At 64.8% G+C, this 20,488-nt stretch carries 17 protein-coding genes; 6 read left to right on the top strand and 11 right to left on the bottom strand.

Features of this window, described 5'->3' with window-relative positions; translation table 11 throughout:
• Window positions 1–29 precede the first annotated feature (29 nt).
• Together WBR68_RS18785 and WBR68_RS18780 are read right to left on the bottom strand one after the other, a co-directional pair.
• A complete protein-coding gene (locus WBR68_RS18785; protein ID WP_050446863.1) occupies window positions 30–1,463 on the bottom strand; it encodes an aldehyde dehydrogenase family protein in 1,434 nt (477 codons plus the stop codon).
• Between the two features lie 201 nt (window positions 1,464–1,664).
• Window positions 1,665–3,197 carry a hypothetical protein gene (locus WBR68_RS18780; protein ID WP_230694967.1) on the bottom strand — a complete coding sequence of 511 codons (1,533 nt, stop codon included), beginning with the start codon at window positions 3,195–3,197 and terminating at the stop codon, window positions 1,665–1,667.
• Window positions 3,198–3,421: 224 nt separating this feature from the next.
• Here WBR68_RS18780 and WBR68_RS18775 point away from each other — a divergent pair, with 224 nt between their 5' ends.
• On the top strand, window positions 3,422–4,162 hold the full coding sequence (locus tag WBR68_RS18775; protein ID WP_050446822.1) for a sulfite exporter TauE/SafE family protein: 741 nt from the start codon (window positions 3,422–3,424) through the stop codon (window positions 4,160–4,162).
• A 154-nt stretch (window positions 4,163–4,316) separates the two neighbouring features.
• On the top strand, window positions 4,317–5,033 hold the full coding sequence (locus WBR68_RS18770) for a GntR family transcriptional regulator (RefSeq protein ID WP_050446823.1): 717 nt from the start codon (window positions 4,317–4,319) through the stop codon (window positions 5,031–5,033).
• A gap of 49 nt (window positions 5,034–5,082) precedes the next feature.
• Here WBR68_RS18770 and WBR68_RS18765 read toward each other — a convergent pair whose 3' ends face one another.
• The 4 genes from WBR68_RS18765 to WBR68_RS18750 all read right to left on the bottom strand — a co-directional run bounded on the left by WBR68_RS18765 (window position 5,083) and on the right by WBR68_RS18750 (window position 6,879).
• Complete coding sequence (locus WBR68_RS18765) at window positions 5,083–5,442, bottom strand: 2Fe-2S iron-sulfur cluster-binding protein (RefSeq protein ID WP_342490508.1); 360 nt, start codon at window positions 5,440–5,442, stop codon at window positions 5,083–5,085.
• Window positions 5,439–5,765, bottom strand: a complete 327-nt coding sequence (locus WBR68_RS18760) for a ferredoxin (RefSeq protein WP_083447361.1) — start codon at window positions 5,763–5,765, stop codon at window positions 5,439–5,441. Before WBR68_RS18760 ends, WBR68_RS18765 begins: the two co-directional genes overlap by 4 nt.
• A 4-nt stretch (window positions 5,766–5,769) precedes the next feature.
• Entirely contained in the window at window positions 5,770–6,069 is a 300-nt protein-coding gene (locus WBR68_RS18755) for a 2Fe-2S iron-sulfur cluster-binding protein (protein WP_230694965.1), read from the bottom strand.
• Window positions 6,070–6,147: 78 nt separating this feature from the next.
• A complete protein-coding gene (locus tag WBR68_RS18750; protein WP_050446826.1) occupies window positions 6,148–6,879 on the bottom strand; it encodes a TenA family transcriptional regulator in 732 nt (243 codons plus the stop codon).
• Between the two features lie 236 nt (window positions 6,880–7,115).
• Here WBR68_RS18750 and WBR68_RS18745 point away from each other — a divergent pair, with 236 nt between their 5' ends.
• Window positions 7,116–7,331, top strand: a complete 216-nt coding sequence (locus tag WBR68_RS18745; protein WP_230694964.1) for a hypothetical protein — start codon at window positions 7,116–7,118, stop codon at window positions 7,329–7,331.
• Window positions 7,332–7,404: 73 nt separating this feature from the next.
• Here the strand turns inward: WBR68_RS18745 and WBR68_RS18740 are convergent, their stop codons facing one another.
• Window positions 7,405–7,836 carry a ribosomal maturation YjgA family protein gene (locus WBR68_RS18740; RefSeq protein WP_050446828.1) on the bottom strand — a complete coding sequence of 144 codons (432 nt, stop codon included), beginning with the start codon at window positions 7,834–7,836 and terminating at the stop codon, window positions 7,405–7,407.
• A gap of 417 nt (window positions 7,837–8,253) precedes the next feature.
• Here WBR68_RS18740 and WBR68_RS18735 point away from each other — a divergent pair, with 417 nt between their 5' ends.
• The 3 genes from WBR68_RS18735 to WBR68_RS18725 all read left to right on the top strand — a co-directional run bounded on the left by WBR68_RS18735 (window position 8,254) and on the right by WBR68_RS18725 (window position 13,602).
• Window positions 8,254–10,368, top strand: a complete 2,115-nt coding sequence (locus WBR68_RS18735) for a site-specific recombinase (RefSeq protein ID WP_230694963.1) — start codon at window positions 8,254–8,256, stop codon at window positions 10,366–10,368.
• 68 nt (window positions 10,369–10,436) lie between these two features.
• The gene (locus WBR68_RS18730) at window positions 10,437–11,855 is read left to right on the top strand and encodes an MFS transporter (RefSeq protein ID WP_050446830.1); all 1,419 of its coding nucleotides are present in this window, start codon (window positions 10,437–10,439) and stop codon (window positions 11,853–11,855) included.
• 148 nt (window positions 11,856–12,003) lie between these two features.
• Complete coding sequence (locus WBR68_RS18725; RefSeq protein ID WP_230694962.1) at window positions 12,004–13,602, top strand: methyl-accepting chemotaxis protein; 1,599 nt, start codon at window positions 12,004–12,006, stop codon at window positions 13,600–13,602.
• Window positions 13,603–13,638: 36 nt separating this feature from the next.
• Here WBR68_RS18725 and hutI read toward each other — a convergent pair whose 3' ends face one another.
• The 4 genes from hutI to hutU all read right to left on the bottom strand — a co-directional run bounded on the left by hutI (window position 13,639) and on the right by hutU (window position 19,784).
• On the bottom strand, window positions 13,639–14,856 hold the full coding sequence (gene hutI / locus WBR68_RS18720) for an imidazolonepropionase (RefSeq protein WP_230694961.1): 1,218 nt from the start codon (window positions 14,854–14,856) through the stop codon (window positions 13,639–13,641).
• An 84-nt stretch (window positions 14,857–14,940) separates the two neighbouring features.
• Entirely contained in the window at window positions 14,941–16,347 is a 1,407-nt protein-coding gene (locus tag WBR68_RS18715; protein WP_230694960.1) for an amino acid permease, read from the bottom strand.
• Between the two features lie 115 nt (window positions 16,348–16,462).
• Window positions 16,463–17,992 carry a histidine ammonia-lyase gene (hutH, locus tag WBR68_RS18710; protein WP_050446865.1) on the bottom strand — a complete coding sequence of 510 codons (1,530 nt, stop codon included), beginning with the start codon at window positions 17,990–17,992 and terminating at the stop codon, window positions 16,463–16,465.
• Window positions 17,993–18,104: 112 nt separating this feature from the next.
• A complete protein-coding gene (gene hutU, locus WBR68_RS18705; protein ID WP_230694959.1) occupies window positions 18,105–19,784 on the bottom strand; it encodes a urocanate hydratase in 1,680 nt (559 codons plus the stop codon).
• Between the last annotated feature and the right edge of the window lie 704 nt (window positions 19,785–20,488).

Raw genomic sequence — 20,488 nt, 5'->3', positions numbered from 1 at the left:
TAGCCTCTTCAGTGATTGATCGCGCGCGTTCAGCCCGCGCGGTAGATGGTTTTGATCTGCGTGTAGAACTCCAGGCCCACGCGGCCGGATTCCCGGAACGTGGACGTGCTGGAATGCTTCAAGCCGCCAAATGGCGCGTTGATCAGGTTGCCGGTGGTGGTGCGGTTGATCTTCACCGTGCCCGCCTGGATGTCGCGCGCGAAGCGGTGTGCGTAACGCGCGTCGGTGGTGGCGATGGCGGCGGACAGGCCGTATTCCGTGTCGTTGGCCTTGGCGATGGCGTCGTCATAGCCATCGACTTCAATCAACGCAATCACCGGCCCGAAGATCTCTTCGCGTGCGATGCGCATCTGCTGAGTCACGTCGGTGAAAAGCGCGGGCGTAACGTAGTAGCCGCCATCAAAGTCCGGGCCGGTCAGTTGCTCGCCGCCACACAAGTGCGTGGCCTCTTCCTTGCCGATCGCCACGTAGCTCAGCACGTTGTCCAACTGCTTGCGGGTGGCCAGCGGCCCCAGGTCGAAGTTGCCGTTCAAGCCATTACCGATGGTCAGCGCCTTGACGCGCGTCAGCAGCTTGTCGGTGAACGCCTGGCGCACCTTGGCGTCGACCAGCACGCGGCTGGTGCCCGTGCAGGCCTGGCCGCTAAGCGAAAAGCCGCCCTTCACCGCCAGGTCCACGGCGCGGTCCAGGTCGGCGTCGGCCAGCACGATCAGCGGGTTCTTGCCGCCCAATTCCATCTGCGTGCGCGTCGTCAGGCCCGCGCTGCGGTGGATCTGTTCGCCCGCGGCGGTGGAGCCCGTGAACGAGATGGCGCGCACGGCCGGCGCGCTGGTAATGGCGGCGCCCACCGCCGCTGCGGGGCCGATCACCAGATTCAGCACGCCCGCCGGCAGGCCGGCCTGCACAAAGGCTTCGGTCAGGCGGTAGCCGGATAGCGGCGCGTCGGAAGACGGCTTGAACACCACCGTGTTGCCGGCGATGAGCGCGGGCGCGATCTTGCGGGCCGGGATGGAAATGGGGAAGTTCCAGGGCGAGATCACGGCGGCCACGCCCAGCGGTTCGCGCTGGCTGTAGACGACCATGTCCGGGTCATCGTTGACGAAGGTTTCGCCCGTAAAGCTCTGGCCTTCGACGGCGTAGAAACGGATCGTCTGCGCTGAACGCAGCACTTCGTCCTTGGCCAGGTTCAGGCCCTTGCCCTCTTCGCGCGTCAGTTCGCGGGCGAATTGGTCCGCATGGTCTTCCAGGTACTGCGCCGCGCGGAACAGGATGGCTGCGCGCTTCGAGATTGGCGTGTCGCGCCAGCCGGCGAAGGCGGCATCGGCGGCCTGTACCGCGCGCCGCGCATCGTCGGCGTCCGATACCGGGAAGTTGCCCACGATGTCGCTGGTATCCGCCGGGTTGATATTGGGGGCCGTGCGGCCGGAGGCGCTGGGCACCCAGGCACCGCCGATATGGTTCATGAAGGTTTGCTGCGAAAGATCGTCCACGGAAGCGCTTCCTTTGCCGGTACGGGAGTGGCCCGAATTGGGTCGCCTGAGATAGCTTATGAACATTGTATACTTTAATCTCTACGCGACGATACGTGGAAACCCCAGGCAGCGGCGTGAAAAAGGGACCCGTAGGCCCCTTTTGACAGCTTGAATGGCGTGATCAGAGCTAGGTCAGCGCCAGATCAGCACCGCGCAGATGGTGGATACCGACAGCGCCAGCACCACCGGCAGCAGCAGGGCCCGAACCAATGACAGCACGTTCACGCGGGCGAAGCCGGCCACCGCAATCAAGGACGACCACGCGATCAACGTGCCGCCCCCCGTCCACACCGCGCCCATCTGACCTACCGCGGCCAAAGTGGCCGGGTCCACGCCCACCACCGGACCCAACGCGCCAGACAGGGTGCCCGTGAGCGGTAGCCCGGCGAAGCCGGAGCCATCGATGCCGGTAATCATGCCCACCAGCAAGACGCCGAACGCGACCAGGAAGTGGTTTTCGGGTATCAGGTGCTGCCCGGCCGAGATGGCTTCGAACAACAGCCCAGGGGCCTGCGCCTGCGGCACGCCCAGGATCTGCGCCGCGGTTTCATTGGCGCCGATGAAGAAGAAGCCGGCAATCGGCAGGACCGATCCCATGGCCTTGAAGGCGAACACAAAGCCGTCGGTGACGTGCTCGGGGCACACGTCCAGCATCTTGCGCGGGCCTTCGGCGGCCAGCGTCACCAGCATCATCACCACGAAGGCAACGCCGCCCACCAGCGCCGCCGCGTCGCCGCCGCGCAGCGCGGGCAACGTGGGGAACAGCCGGGGCAGCACCATCACGCCGATCACGGCCAGGAAGGCCAGCGGCGTCACGACGGCAAAGGTCTTGGACCAGCGCACGCGGCGGCGTTCTTCATCGCTGACGCTGGGGCCGCTGGGCAAGGCCGGGTCGGCGCCCATGGTGCCGCGGGCGAGTTCGGCCTTGTCGAACGAGCCGGACTGCTCGATGCGCGCCAGGCTGCCGTCCTGGGCACGCGCCTGCCAGGCGTCCAACAGCCCCGCGTTGGCCGGCACGATGTGCTTGCGGATCAGCAGATAGGCCGCTGTCAGCGCCACGGCGCCCGTGATCAGCGACAACACCAGCGCACGGTCGGCCACCACGGCCGCGCTGACCCCCGCGCCCGCCGCCTTGGCGCTGATGCTGGGCGCCACGCCAATCACATAGTCCGACGACAAGGCCATGCCTTGGCCGGCAATGGCAATCGCCATGGCGCCCGCCAAGGGAGGCAGGCCAGCGGCGATGGCGGCGGGCAGCAAGATGGCGGACACCAGCGGCACGGCGGGCGTGGGCCAGAAGAACAGAGAAAGCACATAGGTACAGAGCGCGATGATGATGAACGACGAATGGCCGCCCCGCATCACGCGCCGAAACGGCTGCACCATGCGCACGTCCGCCTGCAAGGTCTTCAGGGAATTCAGCAGGGCGGTCATGAAGGTGATGACCAGGAAGATGTTGAACAATTCCTTGGCGGCCACGAAGCTGGCCGAAAAGATGCCGATCAGTGCACTGATCGGGTTGCCGGTGATGGCCAGCACCACCAGAAAGGTGCCGATTACCGATGGCACCACCACGTTGGCCCGCAAAATCATCGTCAGGATGATGGCGGCCACGCTGATCAGATACATCCAATGAGCAGCAGTGAGCACGACGTCCGCTTGCATGCGTGATTCCCCTTGTGACGTGGCTGTTAGGTCGCCACAATCGGTATACTATATTTCGTTTGCAGGCATACCAATCGAAATATGCAGTGCCTAGGGAAACCGATAATTCTGAAAATCTCATGAATACAGCCCGAATTTTAAGGGTTCACCCTAGATCCGACAGCTGCGTCGCATTGCGGTAGAAATGCATGCCTGACTATCGTATACAACAATAGGCCTAGCCCATGTCCGCCCTGTCTTTTCCCGATGTCTGGCATTACGCCGCGATGGCCGTGGTGGTGTTTGGCGCCGCCGTGGCGCAAGGCGTGGGTGGCATCGGCTTCGCGATGTTCGCGGCCCCGGTGGCGGCAATGTTCTTTCCGCAACTGGCTCCGGGCCCGCTACTGACGCTGGGCGGCTTCATTTCCCTACTGACTGCCTTGCGTGAGCGGGCCTTTATCGACTGGTCGTCCGTGTCGTATGCGCTGGCCGGCCGCGCCGTCGGCACGCTGCTGGCCATCTATGCGATGGCGCGCTTTGCGCCCCAGACCCTGGGCGTGCTGTTTGCCGGCATGATCCTCGTGGCCGTGGCCCTGAGCGTGGCCGGCTTGCGCTTTACCGCCACCCCGGGCCGGGTGTCCGGGGCCGGCGTGGCCTCCGGCATCATGGGAACGATGACGTCGGTGGGCGCGCCGCCCATCGCCATCGTGTTGCAGCACACCGCGCCGCCGCAACTGCGCGCCACGCTGGGCGTGGTGCTGTTCCTGGGTTCGATTTTCTCGCTGGCCATGCTGGCGCTGGCTAAGCGGTACACGGGCTACCACCTTGGGCTGGCGCTTAGCCTGGCGCCCTTCTTGCTGGCGGGTTTTGCGGTCTCGAACCGCTTGCGCCACCGACTGCCTCCACACGCCGTGCGCAGCGTGCTGCTGGCGGTATGCGCGCTAAGCGCCGTGGGGGTGCTGGCCAAGGCGTTCTGGGGCGCCTGAGGTTGGCGGCCTCGACATTGGCGGCCTCGACGTTGGCCACCCCGCTGCCGGAAGTCCCGGGGTCCGGCGCCGCAATGCACGCTTGTCGTCGCGGCATTCGGCTACACCGGGTAATACAATGCGGACTGTATCCATTAATCCAACCCAGCTCGCCATGACCACTTCGCCCGTCAGCCCGCAAGCCGCAGAGACCCCGTCTTCCGCTCCGCTGAAGATCGGCGAGCAGCACCCGCAGTTGTTCGCCGTTATCCGCGACAAACTGCGCGAACGCATTCTCAGCGGGGAATTCACCCCCGGTGACCGTTTGGTGGAAGGCCGTTTGTCTGAAGAAATGGGCGTGTCGCGCATCCCCGTGCGCGAAGCGCTGCGCGCCTTGGCCGCCGAAGGGCTGGTCACCATCGAGCCGCGCCGTGGCGCATCCGTATCGGTGCTGTCCGACGCCATCGCCTACGACATGGTGGAAGTGCGCGCCACGCTGGAAGGCTTGAACGCCAAGCTGGCGGCGCAACGCCGCGATGCAAAAACCGTGGAACGCTTGCAGGCATTCCTGCGCGAAGGCACGGAAGCCGCGCGCGGGGAACAACTGGACAAGTTCCTGGCGTTGAATTCCCAGTTTCACGAAATGCTGGCCACCATTGCCGGCAACGTGGTGCTGACAGATTTGATGCGCTCGTTGCGTGACCGCACGGCGCTCTTGTTCGCGCCCAGCAACATGCATCGCGCCAAGGCGAACTGGGACGAACATTCGCAGATCTTGAATGCGGTGATTGCCGGCAATGGCGACCTGGCCGCCTTGTTGGCCAGCCAACACGTGCACAACGCTGCCAAAGCCTATACAGACGCTCAACAGCCGCACGGCGCGGTTGACTGATCAGTCAAAAATCAAAAGCGACAGCGCCACGGGCGTGGCGCCCGCCGAGTCAGGCGGACGGCACCGGCGCGTCGGCCGCGTCTGAGGCCACGCCCACCACCACGCCCTTGCCGTTCTGCACCACCCACGACACCTTCACGTCGCCGGTCACAAAAGTTTGGCAGGCCATGCGGTAGCCGGCTTCGAAGTCTTCGGGCCGCAGGTGCTTGCGTTCCTTGGGCTTGATGGCGTCCGTGTGCTCCAGCCCTTCCTCGATGCGGCATTTGCAGGTGCCACACAGGCCGCCCCCGCACTTGAAGGGGATGCCGCCCTTTTCCTTGAGCGACACGCGCAGCAAATTGCTGTTCTCAGGCGCGGTGGCGACCTTGCCGCCGTTCGAGACGAATGTAATCTGAACCATTTTTTTCAATGCCTTGCGACGGCGGCGGCGGGGCGCAGCGTCAAGGTGGATTCCATACTGCCAAATCGAGTCAGATGGGCAAGTTCCTTGCGGGCCGCCTCCACCGACGCGAATTTCTCCAGAAACTTGGAGGGCACGCGATTGACGACGTAGGGCGGCGTTTCTTCCGTCACGATCAGGCGCGTATCGCCGTGCAGCCGCGCAATGCAGAACACGGCCAAGGCCCGCCCGTAGAACTCGTAGTCATACGTTTCAATGATGTCGACGTCGTCGCCGACCTCGGTGCGAAACACGCCAGGTTTGGACGTCAGGATTACGTACACGGCATCCATCGCGCTAGGCCTCCCCGTCCTGGACCAGCTCGATATCGTTGTTCAACCACAGTTGGCAGGCCAGCCGATAGCCTTGATCAATGCGCTCGCCCAACTGCTTTTTCTCTTTCCAGTTAACGGGTGGCAGATGCTCGGCGCCGGCCAGCACGCGGCACGCGCACTTGGCGCACTTGCCCATGCCGCATTCGTAGCGCAGATGCGGATACGGAAACTGCTTGATGCCGGCCCGCACCACCAGATTGGTGTTGTCCTTCACCACGTCGGTGTAGGTCTGGCCGCCTTTATGAAATACAACGGTAGGCATGAGTCTGTCGTCCAGGAACTGCGGGCCGGGCGCGGCGCCTGCGCGGCGCGGCGCGGCCCGGGAAAACACCCACAACAATCAGGCGGCCAGGCCGAGTTCGGGCAGCTTGATCTCGTGCTGCACGTAATCGGTGTAAAGCGCCGTGGTGTAGAGCAGCCGCATCTGGGCGCCGATTTCGCAGATCTTCAGGCAGCGCTGCTGCAAGTCGACCGTGTTCGCGTGTTCCAGCACGATCTGATAACCGCGTTCACCGTGAATCTCGTCGGACACGATGTGCAAGTCGAAGAACTCCACTTCTTCATCGGTGAAGCCGTACTTCTCGCGCAGCGTGGGCGTTTGCTTGCGATAGATGGACGGCACTTGCGATTCCAGCCCGACCACCAGGCCCGCCACCGCCACGATGGGGTCCTCGCGCATGGCCACGGCATAACACCAGCTTTGCAGCGCGCGCGTGGTGGGCGACATGTTGTCCGGGTTGGTGACCCGTTCGCGCGTCGTGCCGCAGGCTTCGGCAAAGCGGATCAGCAGGTCGGTATGGCGGTCGCCGCCAATCTCTTCTTCATACATATTGGCCAGCAGGAAATCCTTGGCCTCGGTGTAGGTGTCGGGCGTGCGGGCGTAGAGATACCCCAGGTAGTCCGCGAACGGGCCCACGTAGTGGTAGTGGTTCTCGGCCCAGCGCGACAGATGTTCGCGGCTGAGCTTGCCTTCGGCCCAGGCAATGGAAAAGGGCGACGCATTGGCGCTCTTGCCCTTGATCGCGTTTTCCAACGCGGTACGGAATTCATCTCGGTTCATCAGTTCTGCCATGACGCGCTCCAGTCCAGTAGGGAGGGATACCAGGCTGGGTTTAGCCCGGGAATGATGAACATTGTATACCGTCTACTGTTTTGGACTGTTAGGGCAATCCCGAAGAAGCCGGGAGAAAAAGGGCCGGAACGATGTAAATCAATGGGTTGTGGCAGATGTAGCGGCAGGAGGCTGGGTGGACGTCGCCGCGCGTGCTGAGTACAATGAATACATTATCAATGCAATACGGAAATACCATGAATACCCACCACCCTCTGGGAGACGCCCCCATCGGCCAGCAACTGCTGACGCATTACGCCCGCCGCGATGCGGTGCGCCACGCCACGCCCCTGTTCCCCTCGTCCTGGGCCGAGCTGTTTGCCCCGTTCCGCAGCGCCCGTCTGCAACCGCTGCGCGCAGCAGCCCCCACGGTTCGTCGGCACGACGACGAACCGGTGTGTCAGGCAGGTTGAAGTATTGCTGACCGGGTAGCGTTGCGCCGGTCGCCGCGCCGGGGCGCAGACCCCGGACGCTGCCTTGTGCCGCCTAACGGCGCGCGCGCAGACTGGCCCGCATCCGCGCGTGTTGCAGGGACGCCGCGTGTTGGCGGCGTTCATTGGCGCCAGCCAGCATCAGCACCACCACAAACCCCACGGTATAGGCCAGCACGTCCCACCAGTCGGGCACGCTGCCCAGCACCACGCGCAGCACCGGCTGCTGGATTTGCAGGCCGTACAGCCGCGCCAGGTATTGGCAGAATTCAACCGCGTAGCCCGTCAACAGGGCTGCAACCGCCAACGGCAACACGCGCGCGCGGATGAACGTGCGGTACAGCAGAAAGGCCCAACCCACCGCCACCACGTCACCCATGAACCCGCGCAGGAACGGATAGGGCGCGCCATACAGGGCAATCAGCGCCAACAGCGCGGTTACGGCAAGCAGGGCGGCGAACGCGCGCCCATTGAAAGTCAGGGTCATGGCAAGAAGCAGCTAAGGGTGAAAACGGACGGCGAACGGAAGGCGGGAGATATCGTCGGACACGGACGACGGACGGCGCCCATATACCCTGACGCACCGCCATGGCGACACGGGCAAACGCGGTAGCCTTAGCGGCACGCGCGAAGCACCGGGCAGCGTACCCGAAATCTACGGGAATACCCGGAAACAGAGATCGCGTATGCGTCACCAAAAGTTATCCCGTGTTGTCCACCGGCTATCCACCGCCTATCCACTGGCTATCCACCCGTTTTCCACCGGCTTGCCCACATAGTTATCCACCGACGGCCCCTGCCCGGACGGCGTCTTCAGGCGTACCATTGATCACCGCGCAACGCCCCGCTTGTCTTCACGATTCCCCCGATTCCCCCGATTCCCCCCTGAACCGCGAGGCCATCGATGCTTACCTCCCTATGGCGCAAGTGGCAGGCCGCGCGCCACGGCGGGCCGCAATTGGACGTGATACTGGCCAACGCCGATCCGGACGCGCCGCTGGCCGAGCGCAATTTATGGCTGGTGGACCTGTGCCGCTGGCTGGACCGCCCCGGCGTCCCAGCTCAAGACACGCCGCAGGCCCAGGCCGCTGCCTCTGACGCCGCGCCAAGCCCGCGCTACCCGCAGCACGCGCGCCTGCGTTACCTGCTGCAAGTGCTGGAACACACCCCCGAGCGCGCCGAGCGGGTTGCCGCCACCCTGCGTTCGCTGATGAACGACAACGACCCGACTTCGCTGCTGTGCGACACGGGCGTGGCCGCGCATCCCGGCTTCTGGAACGAGTTCTGGAACCGTGTCCAGACACGCCTGCTGCCGCCGCCCCCCACTCGTGGCGACATGTTCAACCTGTTCTCGCAGATCTTCCGCCGCCGTGGCGCGGTGGAATGGATCGAGGCGCTGGACGACGAAACGCTGGCCCGCATGTCCGCCGTGTTTCGCACCGGCTTGCGCGCGGGTGACACGCCCGAGTTCCCCGCCGCGCCCGCCGTTGAACCGTTTCCCCCACACATCGAACAAGCCCTGACCAGCAGCATCCAGGTACTGGTCAGCCAGGTGCGCGCCACCGGCCTGGGCCAGGACATTCGATCTCGCCTGCCTGGCCCGGTGCAAGACTCGCCGTTCTTTGCGCTGGCCCCCGCCGTGGCCGAACTCTGCGACCGCGCGCCCGACACGCCTGATGACGTCTTCGCACGCCGCCTGAACATGTTTCGCGCGCTGCTGGATAGCTGCCGCGTGGCCGCGCAAGGCGTCTATGACGAGCTCGCAAAAAACGGCGTGTCGGTCGACGTCGTGTTTCAGATCGAACGCATGAAGCTGCGCCTGGCGCGCATCGAACTGCTGCTGAACGTATGGGTGGACCCCACTCAGCGCCACAAATTCGTACACCTGACCACCGAGCTGATCCGGTCCACCCAGGCGCGCAACAGCATCCGCCACCTGGTGAGCTCGGCGTTCGCGCAACTGGCGCGCCGGGTGATGGAACGCACGGCCCAGACCGGCGAACACTACATCGCGCGCGACAGCGTCGAATACCTGGCGATGCTGAAGGCGGCGCTGGGCGGCGGCTTCGTCATGGTGTTCACGGTGTATTTGAAGTTCTTCATCCTGTCGCTGCACCTGGACAAGCTCCTCGAAGGGCTGTTGGCGGCGTTGAACTACGCGGGCGGCTTCCTGGTGATCCACTTTGCGCACTTCTCGCTGGCCACCAAGCAGCCCGCCATGACCGGGCCCACGCTGGCTCACCGCCTGGATGACTCCCACTCGCCGGAAGGGCGCGACGCCTTCCTGGACGACACGTTGGCCATGATCCGGTCCAATGCCGCGGCCATCGCGGGCAACCTCGCCGTGGTGTTCCCGCTGGCCTGGGCCGTACAGTGGGTGGCGGTCCACGCCCTGGAGCGGCCGCTGATCAGCGCGGACAAGGCGGAAGAAACGCTGGCGTCGTTCTCGATCTGGGGCGCAACCCCGCTCTACGCCGCCGCCACCGGCGTGCTGCTGTGGCTGTCCAGCCTGATCGCCGGTTGGGCCGACAACTGGTTCGCGCTGCACCGCGTACACGACGTCATGGCCTACAGCCGCCGAACGCGGCGCCTGTTTGGCGCGCGCGGCGCGGTGCGTTGGGCCGGCTTCTGGCAACGCAATATTTCTGGCATCGCGGCCAACGTGTCCCTGGGACTGATGCTGGGCTTGGGGCCGGCGCTGATCGGCTTGCTAGGGGCGCATGTGGAAGCACGCCACGTGACGCTCAGCGCCGGGCAGTTGGGCACGGTGATCGGCACGTTGGGATGGGACATCGTGCGCACGCAGACGTTCTGGCTGGCCGTGGCCGGCCTGGCCGTCACGGGCCTGCTGAACGTGGCGGTCAGCTTCGCGCTGGCCTTCAATGTGGCGCTGCGTTCGCGCGAACTGCGTCGTGGCGACCGCGATTCGTTGTCGGCCGGCGTGCGCCAGCGCATCTGGCAGCGGCCCGCCACGCTTTTCTGGCCGGTCAAACCCCGGCCCGCATCCAGGCAGGCCTGATGCCGCATTAGAATCAGTCCTCTTGGTGCCGGACACCCCGCCCCGCACGCCTCGCCTTCTGCCGCCTCATGCTCCCGTTCTTACGCAATACCGTTTATCCGGCAGGCGCCGGCTTGCCCGCTTCAGAACGCCTGGGCGCCTTGCTCGCCGTCATGCTGGCGGTTTGCATGGCAAGCCTGGACACGGCGATTGCCAACACGGCGCTGCCCACCATCGCGCGCGACCTGCAGGCCAGCGACGCCGGGTCGATCTGGGTCATCAGCGGCTATCAACTAGCCATGGTGGCCGGCCTGCTGCCCGCCGCCGCGCTGGGCGAAATCCTGGGGCATCGGCGCGTGTACATGGTGGGCCTGGTGGTGTTCACCTTGTCGTCGCTGGCCTGTGGCCTGGCGCCGTCCTTGCCCACGCTGGTGGTGGCGCGCATTCTGCAAGGCCTGGGCGCGGCCGGCGTGATGAGCGTGAATGGCGCCTTGCTGCGCTTTATCTATCCGTCTTCCATGCTGGGACGCGGCTTGGGGCTGAACGCGATGGTGGTGGGGCTGTCATTCGCGGCCGGCCCCACCGCCGCGTCGGCCATTCTGCTGCTGGGGTCCTGGCACTGGCTGTTCCTGATCAACGTGCCCATCGGCATCCTGGCCGCGGTGCTGGGCTTGCGCGGCCTGCCCGAAACCGCGCGCGCGCGCCATGGGTTTGATGGCATCGCCGCCGTGTTGTGCGCGTTGACGCTGGGCCTGTTCGTGCTGGGCTCCAATGAACTGGCGCATGGCGCGCCCTGGCCGCGCATCGCGCTGGAATGGGGCGGCGCCATCGCCAGCCTGTGGCTGCTGATGCGGCGCCAGGCCGGCCACCCCGCGCCCATCCTGGCCGTTGACCTGCTGCGGCGCCCTTTGTTCGCCCTGTCCGCCGCCACCGCCGTCTGCGCCTTCGCCGCCCAGGGGCTGGCCTTCGTGTCGCTGCCGTTCATGCTTCAGACCGTGCTGGGCTACAGCCAGGTACATACCGGCTTTCTGATTACGCCGTGGCCGGTGGTGGTGGCCTTCATGGCCCCGATTGCCGGCCGGCTGTCGGACCGTTATCCCGCCGGCATCCTGGGGGGAGTCGGCCTGGCCTTGCTGGCCTTGGGCATGGTGCTGCTGGCGCTGCTGCCGGCCGCCCCTTCAGCGTGGGATATCTGCTGGCGCATGGCCATCTGCGGCGCGGGCTTCGGTTTTTTCCAGTCGCCCAACCTGCGGGCCATCATGACGTCGGCGCCTGCCTCCCGCGCGGGCGGCGCCAGCGGCATGATCGGCACCGTGCGACTGCTGGGCCAGGCGTCCGGCGCGGCGCTGGTGGCCGCGTGTTTTCACGTGTCCACCACGCACGGCGCGATAACCGCCTTGTGGCTGGGCGGCTTGTGTGCCGCCTTGGCCTGCATCGCCAGCTTTTCGCGCCTGCGCTTTGATGCCTCTGAACCGATGGCATGCCCCGCGCCACGATCCATGAAATAGCATCCAAAACGCAATAATGTTGCACTATTTATCGATATATTCGTCGAACAGACCGATATATTCGTAAGTTGTGAAACAGTTGCTAAATATCCCCTGACCGGCGTCGTTGTTCGTAGTGCAGCACTCGCTGTATATCGGACGACTCGCTATGACACAGATACTGAAAAACATCACGATCCGACGCATGATTCTGTGCACCTTGCTCGCCATCAGCGCGCTGGTCACGGGCTTGTCAGCCATCAGCGTCAACGGATTACGCAGCGCCGGGGAAGCGCTTGCCACCAGCGCCGACCTGCTCCACGAGGTCTCGTCGCTATCCCGGGTCAATGACCAGATCATGCGCGCCCGCCTGCGCTTGTCGCGGCAATTGGAATATGCCGCCGAAGGCCAGGCCGCCAAGGTGGCGGAAGAAGGCCGCAGCATCGACACCGCGCTCAACGAAGCGCGCAAGCAGCAGGCCATCTTTGTTGAATTGGCCAGCAACGACGCCCCCGCCAGCATCCTGCAACCCATGCAAGCGGGTTTTGATGCGCTGGTCAACGGCGGTATCGCCGTGCAACGCCAGCACCTGGAAGCGGGCGACATCGCGCGTGCACGAGAGCACGCCGCCACTGTGGTGGTGACGGCCAGCCGCGCCTTCGGCAAGAGCATGGAAAACTACGAAGCCTATGCAAAAGACCGCGAAACGCAAATGTGGGAAGACGCCGCCGCGAAGCGCCAGCAGGCTTATGTCGGCATGGGGCTTACGTTGGGCGTCTGTCTGTTGCTGCTGGTGCTGGGCGACCGCTACGTGGTGATATTCGTGCGGCGCCCGCTGGATATGGTTCAGGCGCATTTTCAGCGCATCGCCAGCGGCGACCTGACCACGCCCATCGCCTCGTATGGCAAGAATTGCGTGGGGCAGCTCATTCCTTATCTGCAGGAAATGCAGAACAGCCTGGTGCAAACCGTGCACGCGGTGCGCGAGGGCGTGGTCGAGATCAACGCCGGTTCAAGCGAAATCGCGGCCGGCAACCAGGACCTGTCCAGCCGCACCGAGCAGCAGGCGGCGTCGCTGGAAGAAACCGCCGCCAGCATGGAACAGTTGCTGTCCACCGTGACCAGCAACGCCGAAAATGCCCGCCAGGCCAACCAGATGGCGACCACCGCCAGCCAGGTGGTGCAGCGCGGCGGCATGGCCGTGCAGGAAGCGGTCAGCACCATGCGAGAAATCGCTCAGGACTCGGGCCGCATCGAAGACATTGTCGGCGTCATCGACGGCATTGCCTTTCAGACCAACATCCTGGCGCTGAATGCGGCGGTCGAGGCCGCGCGCGCGGGCGAAGAGGGCAAGGGCTTTGCCGTGGTGGCCGCCGAAGTGCGGTCACTGGCGCAGCGCAGCGCCGGGGCGGCGAAAGAGATCAAACAACTGCTGTCGGCATCCAGCGCCACCGTGCAGGCTGGCTCGGCGCAGGTCGAAGCAGCCGGGCACACCATGCAGGAAATCCTGCAGACCATCGAACGCCTGACGCTGCTGGTCAATGACATTGCCACGGCGTCGCAGGAACAGGTCACGGGCATCGACCAGGTCAACACCGCCGTGAATCAGATGGACCAGGTCACGCAGCAGAACGCCGCGCTGGTAGAAGAGGCCGCGGCGGCGGCCATGTCGCTGGAAACCCAGGCGCAACGTCTGCAGGGCGCGGTCAGTACGTTCCGCCTGCCAGCGTTGATACAGGACCAACGGCAGATGGCTATCGCCGCCTGACGCGAGGTGCGCACGCTGGCCTGAACCCAGGCGGCTTCAGGCCAGCGCCGCTACGTCCACCAGCGCGCCATGACGCACCACGCGCTTCGGGATGTCACCGCCGATCCAGTACGCCAGCTCAGCCGGATGCGCCACGCGCCACGCGACAAAGTCCGCCACCTTGCCGGGTTCCAGCGCGCCGTGCGTGGCATGCAGGCCCAGCGCGCGCGCCGCGTTTACCGTGGCCCCCGCCAGGGCCTCTTCCGGCGTCATCTTGAACAGCGTGCACGCCATGCTCAACATCAGGCGCAGCGACAACACGGGTGAAGTCCCCGGGTTCAGGTCGGTTGAAATGGCAATGGGCACGCCGTGGCGGCGCAGCAGGTCCAAGGGTGGCAACTGCGTTTCACGCAGCGCATAGAACGCACCCGGCAACAGCACCGCGACGGTACCGGCTTCGGCCATCGCCCGCACATCGCTTTCGGTCAGATATTCCAGATGGTCCGCCGACAAGGCCCCGTAGCGGGCGGCCAGCGTCGCGCCATGCAGCGAAGACAACTGCTCGGCATGCAGCTTCACGGGCAGGTCCAGATGCTTGGCGGCCTGGAACACCCGCTCAACCTGCTCGGGCGAAAACGCCAGATGCTCGCAGAATGCATCAACCGCATCAATCAGCCCTTCGGCCGCCAGCACCGGCAGCATGCGCCGCGCCACTTCGTCGATGTAGTCATCCGAGCGCCCCGCAAACTCCGGCGGCAGCGCGTGCGCGGCCAGACAGGTGGCCTGCACGGTCATCGGCAATGTCTGCCCCAAACGCCGCGCCACGCGCAGCATCTTGCGTTCATTGGGCAGGTCCAGGCCATAGCCTGACTTGACCTCTACCGTGGTCACGCCATCGCGCAGCAGATGCAGTGCGCGTTGGCGGGCGCTGACATACAGCGCGTCTTCGGACGCCTCGCGCGTGGCGCGCACCGTGCTGGCGATGCCGCCGCCCTGCGCGGCGATCGTTGCATAGTCCACGCCTTGCAGCCGCTGTTCAAACTCCTTGCTGCGGTTGCCACCAAAGACCAGGTGCGTGTGGCAGTCGATCAACCCGGGCGTCACCCACGCGCCGCCCAGGTCGTGTTTCTGCGCCGCATCCACCGGCGGCAAGTCCGCTTCGTGGCCGATCCATTCGATGCGATCGGCATGGGTCACGATGGCCGCGTCTTCAATCACCGAATAGGCGCCGCCCGCCATGGTGGCGGCGTGGCAATGTCGCCAGATCTGTCTCATGCACGTACTCCTTGAAACCGGCGCCGCGCCACCAGGGGCGGCGGGCGCCGTGCTCGGTCATTCAGACCCATCAGTCAAACCCTTTCAGTCGGACCCCTGCGCCACCGGCACCGAGATGCCGCCGCTGGGGCCGCGCGGCAGGACCAGGTAGCGGTAGGCCACGCACAACAACGCGATCCACACCGCGCCCACCACCAAGGCCATCTGCGTGCGCGGGAAATATCCCAATACCCCGATCACGAACACCAGAAACGCGATAGCCAGCAGCGGCCCGATCGGCCAGAACGGCACCGGGAACTTCAGCTCGGCGACTTCCGCAGGGCTCATCTTGCGCCGCATCGCCACCTGCGACAACAAAATCATCAGCCACACCCACACGGTAGCGAAGGTGGCAATGGACGCGATCAGCACGAACACGTCTTCGGGGATCAGGTAGTTCAGCAACACGCCCAGCAGCAGAGCAACGGTCATCACGACCACCGTCATCCACGGCACGCCGGATTCCGACACTGCCGCGAAACCGCGCGGCGCCTGTCCTTGGCGCGCCATGCCGTACAGCATGCGGCCCGCGCCGAAGATGTCGCTGTTGATGGCCGACACGGCCGCCGAGATCACCACGATATTCAAAATGGTGGCCGCCGACTTGATGCCCAGCCCGTCAAAGATCTGCACGAAGGGGCTGCCCTGGCTGCCGATCTGCGTCCACGGAAAAAGAGACATCAGCACGAACAACGTCAGCACGTAGAACAGCAGAATGCGCAGCGGCACCGCGTTGATCGCGCGCGGGATGGTGCGGCCGGGGTCCTTGGCTTCGCCCGCCGTGATGCCGATGATTTCGATGCCGCCAAAGGCGAACACCACCACCGCCAGCGATGCAATCAGCCCGCCCACGCCGTTGGGCATGAAACCGCCGTGCTCCCACAGGTTATGCACACCCGTCGCCGCGCTATCCACGTTCAGCCCGAAGCCGAACAGCATGATGCCCAGTCCGCCGGCAATCATGGCGATAATCGCGCCCACTTTCAGCAATGACAGCCAGAACTCCAGCTCGCCAAACACCTTGACCGAACACAGGTTGATGGCGCCGATGAAGAACACGATGGACAGCACCCAGATCCAGCGCGGCACGTCGGGATACCAGAAGCCCATGTAAAAACCGAAGGCGGTCACGTCGGCCAGGCAGACGATGATCATCTCGAAGGCATACGTCCAACCGGTCAGAAAGCCCGCGATGGGCCCCAGATAGCTGGTGGCGTACTGCCCGAAGGACCCGGACACCGGGTTTCTGACCGCCATTTCCCCCAACGCGCGCATCACCATGTACACGGCCGCGCCGGCGATCAGGTAGGCGATCAGCACCGACGGGCCGGCCTCCTGGATGGCCTTGGCCGACCCATAGAACAGGCCGGTTCCAATGGCCGACCCCAATGCCATGAAGCGTATGTGCCTGGCGTTGAGCCCCCGTTTCAGATCCTGCGTTTCTGCTTGCATTTCCGTCTCCGTAATTGTTATAGGCGTGCAGCATCACGCCGTGCGGGCGTCTTCTACGGACGCGTACGCACAGCGCGCGAATGCAGCCGTCAGGCGACGGCCGCAAAGAGGAAAATCAGAGGCTAGGCAGCAGCCCCGCGGGCATCAGCCCGTTCAGGACCTGCGCCGATATCAGGCTGCTGGCCGCGGCGATATCCGGCGCGAAGAAACGGTCTTCTTCGTAGTGCGGCACTTGCTCGCGCAGCACGCGGCGCGCCTGTTCAAGCTGGGGCGAGGTCTTCAAACCTACGCGGAAGTCCAGCCCCTGGCAGGCGCCCAGCCATTCGATGGCCAGGATGTCGCGCACGTTGTCGGCCATGGCCCAGAGCCGCTTGCCGGCGTTGGGCGCCATCGATACATGGTCTTCCTGGTTGGCCGACGTAGGCATGCTGTCCACGCTGGCCGGATGCGCCAGCGCCTTGTTGTCGCTGGCCAGCGCGGCGGCGGTCACCTGGGCAATCATGAAGCCCGAATTCACGCCGCCTTTGGCGACCAGGAACGGCGGCAACTGCGACATGTGCTTGTCCATCATCAACGCGATACGTCGTTCAGACAGCGCGCCAATCTCGGCCAGCGCCAGCGCCAGGTTGTCCGCCACCATGGCCACGGGTTCGGCATGGAAGTTGCCGCCCGAGATCACGTCGCCCTGGGACACGAACACCAGCGGGTTGTCGGATACGGCGTTGGATTCAATTTGCAGCACATGCGCCGCGTGGCGGATCTGCGTCAGGCAGGCGCCCATTACCTGGGGTTGGCAGCGCAGGGAGTACGGGTCTTGCACCTTTTCGCAATCGGCGTGCGAATGGCCGACTTCGCTGTCCTGGCCCAGCAGGTCGCGATAGACGCCGGCCACGGCGATCTGGCCCGGCTGGCCGCGCGCGGCGTGGATGCGTGCATCGAAGGGCACGCGCGAACCCAGCATGGCTTCCACGCTGAGGCTGCCGCACACCAGCCCGGCGGCCATCATGTCTTCGGCGTCGAACAAGCCGCGCAAGGCATAGGCCGTGGACACCTGCGTGCCGTTCAACAACGCCAGCCCTTCCTTGGCCGCCAACGTCAACGGCACCAGGCCGGCGCGCGCCAACGCTTCCTGCGCGGGCAGCCACTCGCCTTGATGGCGGGCGCGGCTTTCGCCCAGCAGCACGATGGACATATGCGCCAACGGCGCCAGGTCGCCCGAGGCGCCCACCGACCCTTTAAGCGGAATATGCGGATAAACACCCGCGTTCACCATCGCGATCAGGCTGTCGATGACGTGGCGGCGGATACCGGAATAGCCGCGCGCCAGGCTGTTGATCTTCAAGACCATGATCAGCCGCACCATGGCGTCATCCAGGGGTTCGCCCACGCCCGCCGCGTGCGAGCGCACCAAGGAACTTTGCAGCGCTTCGAGGTCTTCGCGCGCGATCTTGGTGGACGCCAGCAAGCCAAAGCCCGTGTTGATGCCATACACCGTGCGGCCCTCGGCAATCAGCCGTTCGACGGTGGCCACGCTGGCGTCAATGGCGTCCGCCGCGCCCGCATCCAGCGTCAGCCGGACCGGCTCGCGGTAGACGCGCCGCAAATCGGCCAAGGTCAGGTGGCCGGGTTTCAAGTGCAATTCCATTTTTTTCTCCTGCGCCGGTGCGTCGGCGTCTTGCAATGGGGTGGTCAGGCCGGCCGTCATGCGGGCACGTGCGCCGCAATCCGCGTATCGCGGAATAGGATTGAGTGTGGCCTTAGCGCTGGCCCGTGACCATGGGCAGGTTCAAGCCCTGCTCTTTCGCGCAGTCGATGGCGATGTCGTAACCCGCGTCCGCATGCCGCATCACGCCCGTGGCCGGGTCGTTGGTCAGCACGCGGGCGATGCGCTCGGCGGCCTCGTCGGTGCCATCGCACACCACGACCATGCCGGAGTGCTGCGAGAACCCCATGCCCACGCCACCGCCATGGTGCAGCGACACCCAGGTGGCGCCGCTGGCGGTGTTCAGCAAGGCGTTCAGCAGCGGCCAGTCGGACACGGCGTCCGAGCCGTCGCGCATGGATTCGGTTTCGCGGTTGGGGCTGGCGACCGAGCCGGAATCCAGATGGTCGCGGCCAATGACGACCGGTGCGGACAGTTCGCCCGAGCGGACCATTTCATTGAAGGCCAGGCCCAGCTTGGCGCGTTGGCCCAGACCCACCCAGCAGATGCGCGCGGGCAAGCCCTGGAAGCTGATGCGCTCGCGCGCCATGGTCAGCCAGTGATGCAGGTGTGCGTCGTCCGGAATCAGTTCCTTGACCTTGGCGTCGGTCTTGTAGATGTCTTGCGGGTCGCCGGACAGTGCGGCCCAGCGGAACGGACCCACGCCTCGGCAGAACAGCGGGCGGATGTAGGCGGGCACAAAGCCGGGGAAGTCAAAGGCGTCGGCCACGCCTTCTTCCTTGGCCATCTGGCGGATGTTGTTGCCGTAGTCGAAAGTGGGAATGCCCTGGCGCTTGAAGGCCAGCATGGCTTGCACGTGGACGGCCATCGATTGCTTGGCGGCCTTGACGACGACGGCGGGCTCGCGCTTGGCGCGCTCGCGGTATTCCGGCCAGGTCCAGCCGGCGGGCAGATAGCCGTTAAGCGGGTCGTGCGCGCTGGTCTGATCGGTGACCATGTCGGGTTTGACGCCACGGCGCACCATTTCGGGCAGGATGTCGGCGGCGTTGCCGCACAGCGCGATGGATACGGCGCGGCCTTCCTTGGTGTACGTGGCAATGCGCGCCAGTGCGTCGTCCAGGTCGGTGGCCTGTTCGTCCACATAGCGGGTGCGCAGGCGGAAGTCGATGCTGGCCTGCTGACATTCGATGTTCAGAGAACATGCGCCAGCCAAGGTGGCGGCCAGCGGCTGCGCGCCGCCCATGCCGCCCAGGCCCGCGGTCAGCACCCAGCGGCCGGTCAGATTGCCGCCATAGTGCTGGCGGCCAGCTTCCACAAAGGTTTCGTAGGTGCCCTGCACGATGCCCTGGCTGCCGATATAGATCCAACTGCCCGCCGTCATCTGGCCGTACATGGCCAGGCCCTTGGCGTCCAGTTCGTTGAAGTGTTCCCAGGTGGCCCAGTGCGGCACCAGGTTGGAGTTGGCGATCAGCACGCGCGGCGCGTTGGCATGGGTCTTGAACACGCCGACCGGCTTGCCCGACTGCACCAGCAGGGTTTCATCGTCGTTCAGCTTGGTGAGCGACTCGACGATCTTGTCATAGCAATCCCAGTTGCGCGCGGCGCGACCGATACCGCCGTACACGACCAGTTCCTTGGGATTTTCGGCGACGTCGGGGTCGAGGTTGTTCATCAACATGCGCAACGGCGCTTCGGTCAGCCAGCTCTTGGCCGTCAGTTTATTGCCACGTGCGGCGCGGATCACGACATCGCGGTATCGGTTCGATTGGTCCAAGAGAGTCTCCTTGATCGGTTCTGCCGCGAAGTTCCCCACGCAGCGGTTGCCCGCATCATAGGATGCCTATGGTTGTATATACAAGCCTAGATGAGTGGATTTTTGGTAGGGGAATACCCGAATGGATGGATGGTTGTCAGGGACGGTTGCCTGATGGGTTCCGCGCGATCCGCAGTCGGGTTCTTGCCGCTATTCGTTCGCGCTTCACCCATCCTACGATCACGCGATGCAACGTAGGATGGGTGCAGCGCGCACCGATCGACGCAAGAACCAAAACACCCCAACGCGCGAAACCCCTCAAGCAGCGCAAGGGCTCGCAACAATATCCGCCACAGCACCGTTGGGTTCTACACGAAGCTGGTCACAGCACCGCCGCCGTCTGATGGGTTCCGCGCGATCCGCAGCCGGGTTCTTGCCGCTATTCGTTCGCGCTTCACCCATCCTACGATCACGCGATGCAACGTAGGATGGGTGCAGCGCGCGCCGGTCAACGCAAGAACCAAAACACCCCAACGCGCGAAACCCATCAAGCAGCGCAAGGGCTCGCAACAATATCCGCCACAGCACCGTTGGGTTCTACACGAAGCTGGTCACAGCACCGCCGCCGTCTGATGGGTTACGCGCGATTGTATGGACCGGGGACATGGGTGACACATGTTCGGGGACATGGGTAACACATAGGTTTTTATCCTATTGGCGTGCTC

The sequence above is a fragment of the Achromobacter sp. JD-1 genome (assembly GCF_038594925.1).
Taxonomy (GTDB): domain Bacteria; phylum Pseudomonadota; class Gammaproteobacteria; order Burkholderiales; family Burkholderiaceae_B; genus Achromobacter; species Achromobacter spanius_C.
The sequence above is the reverse complement of the archived record's forward strand: the minus strand, read 5'-3'. Positions and strand labels throughout refer to the sequence as shown.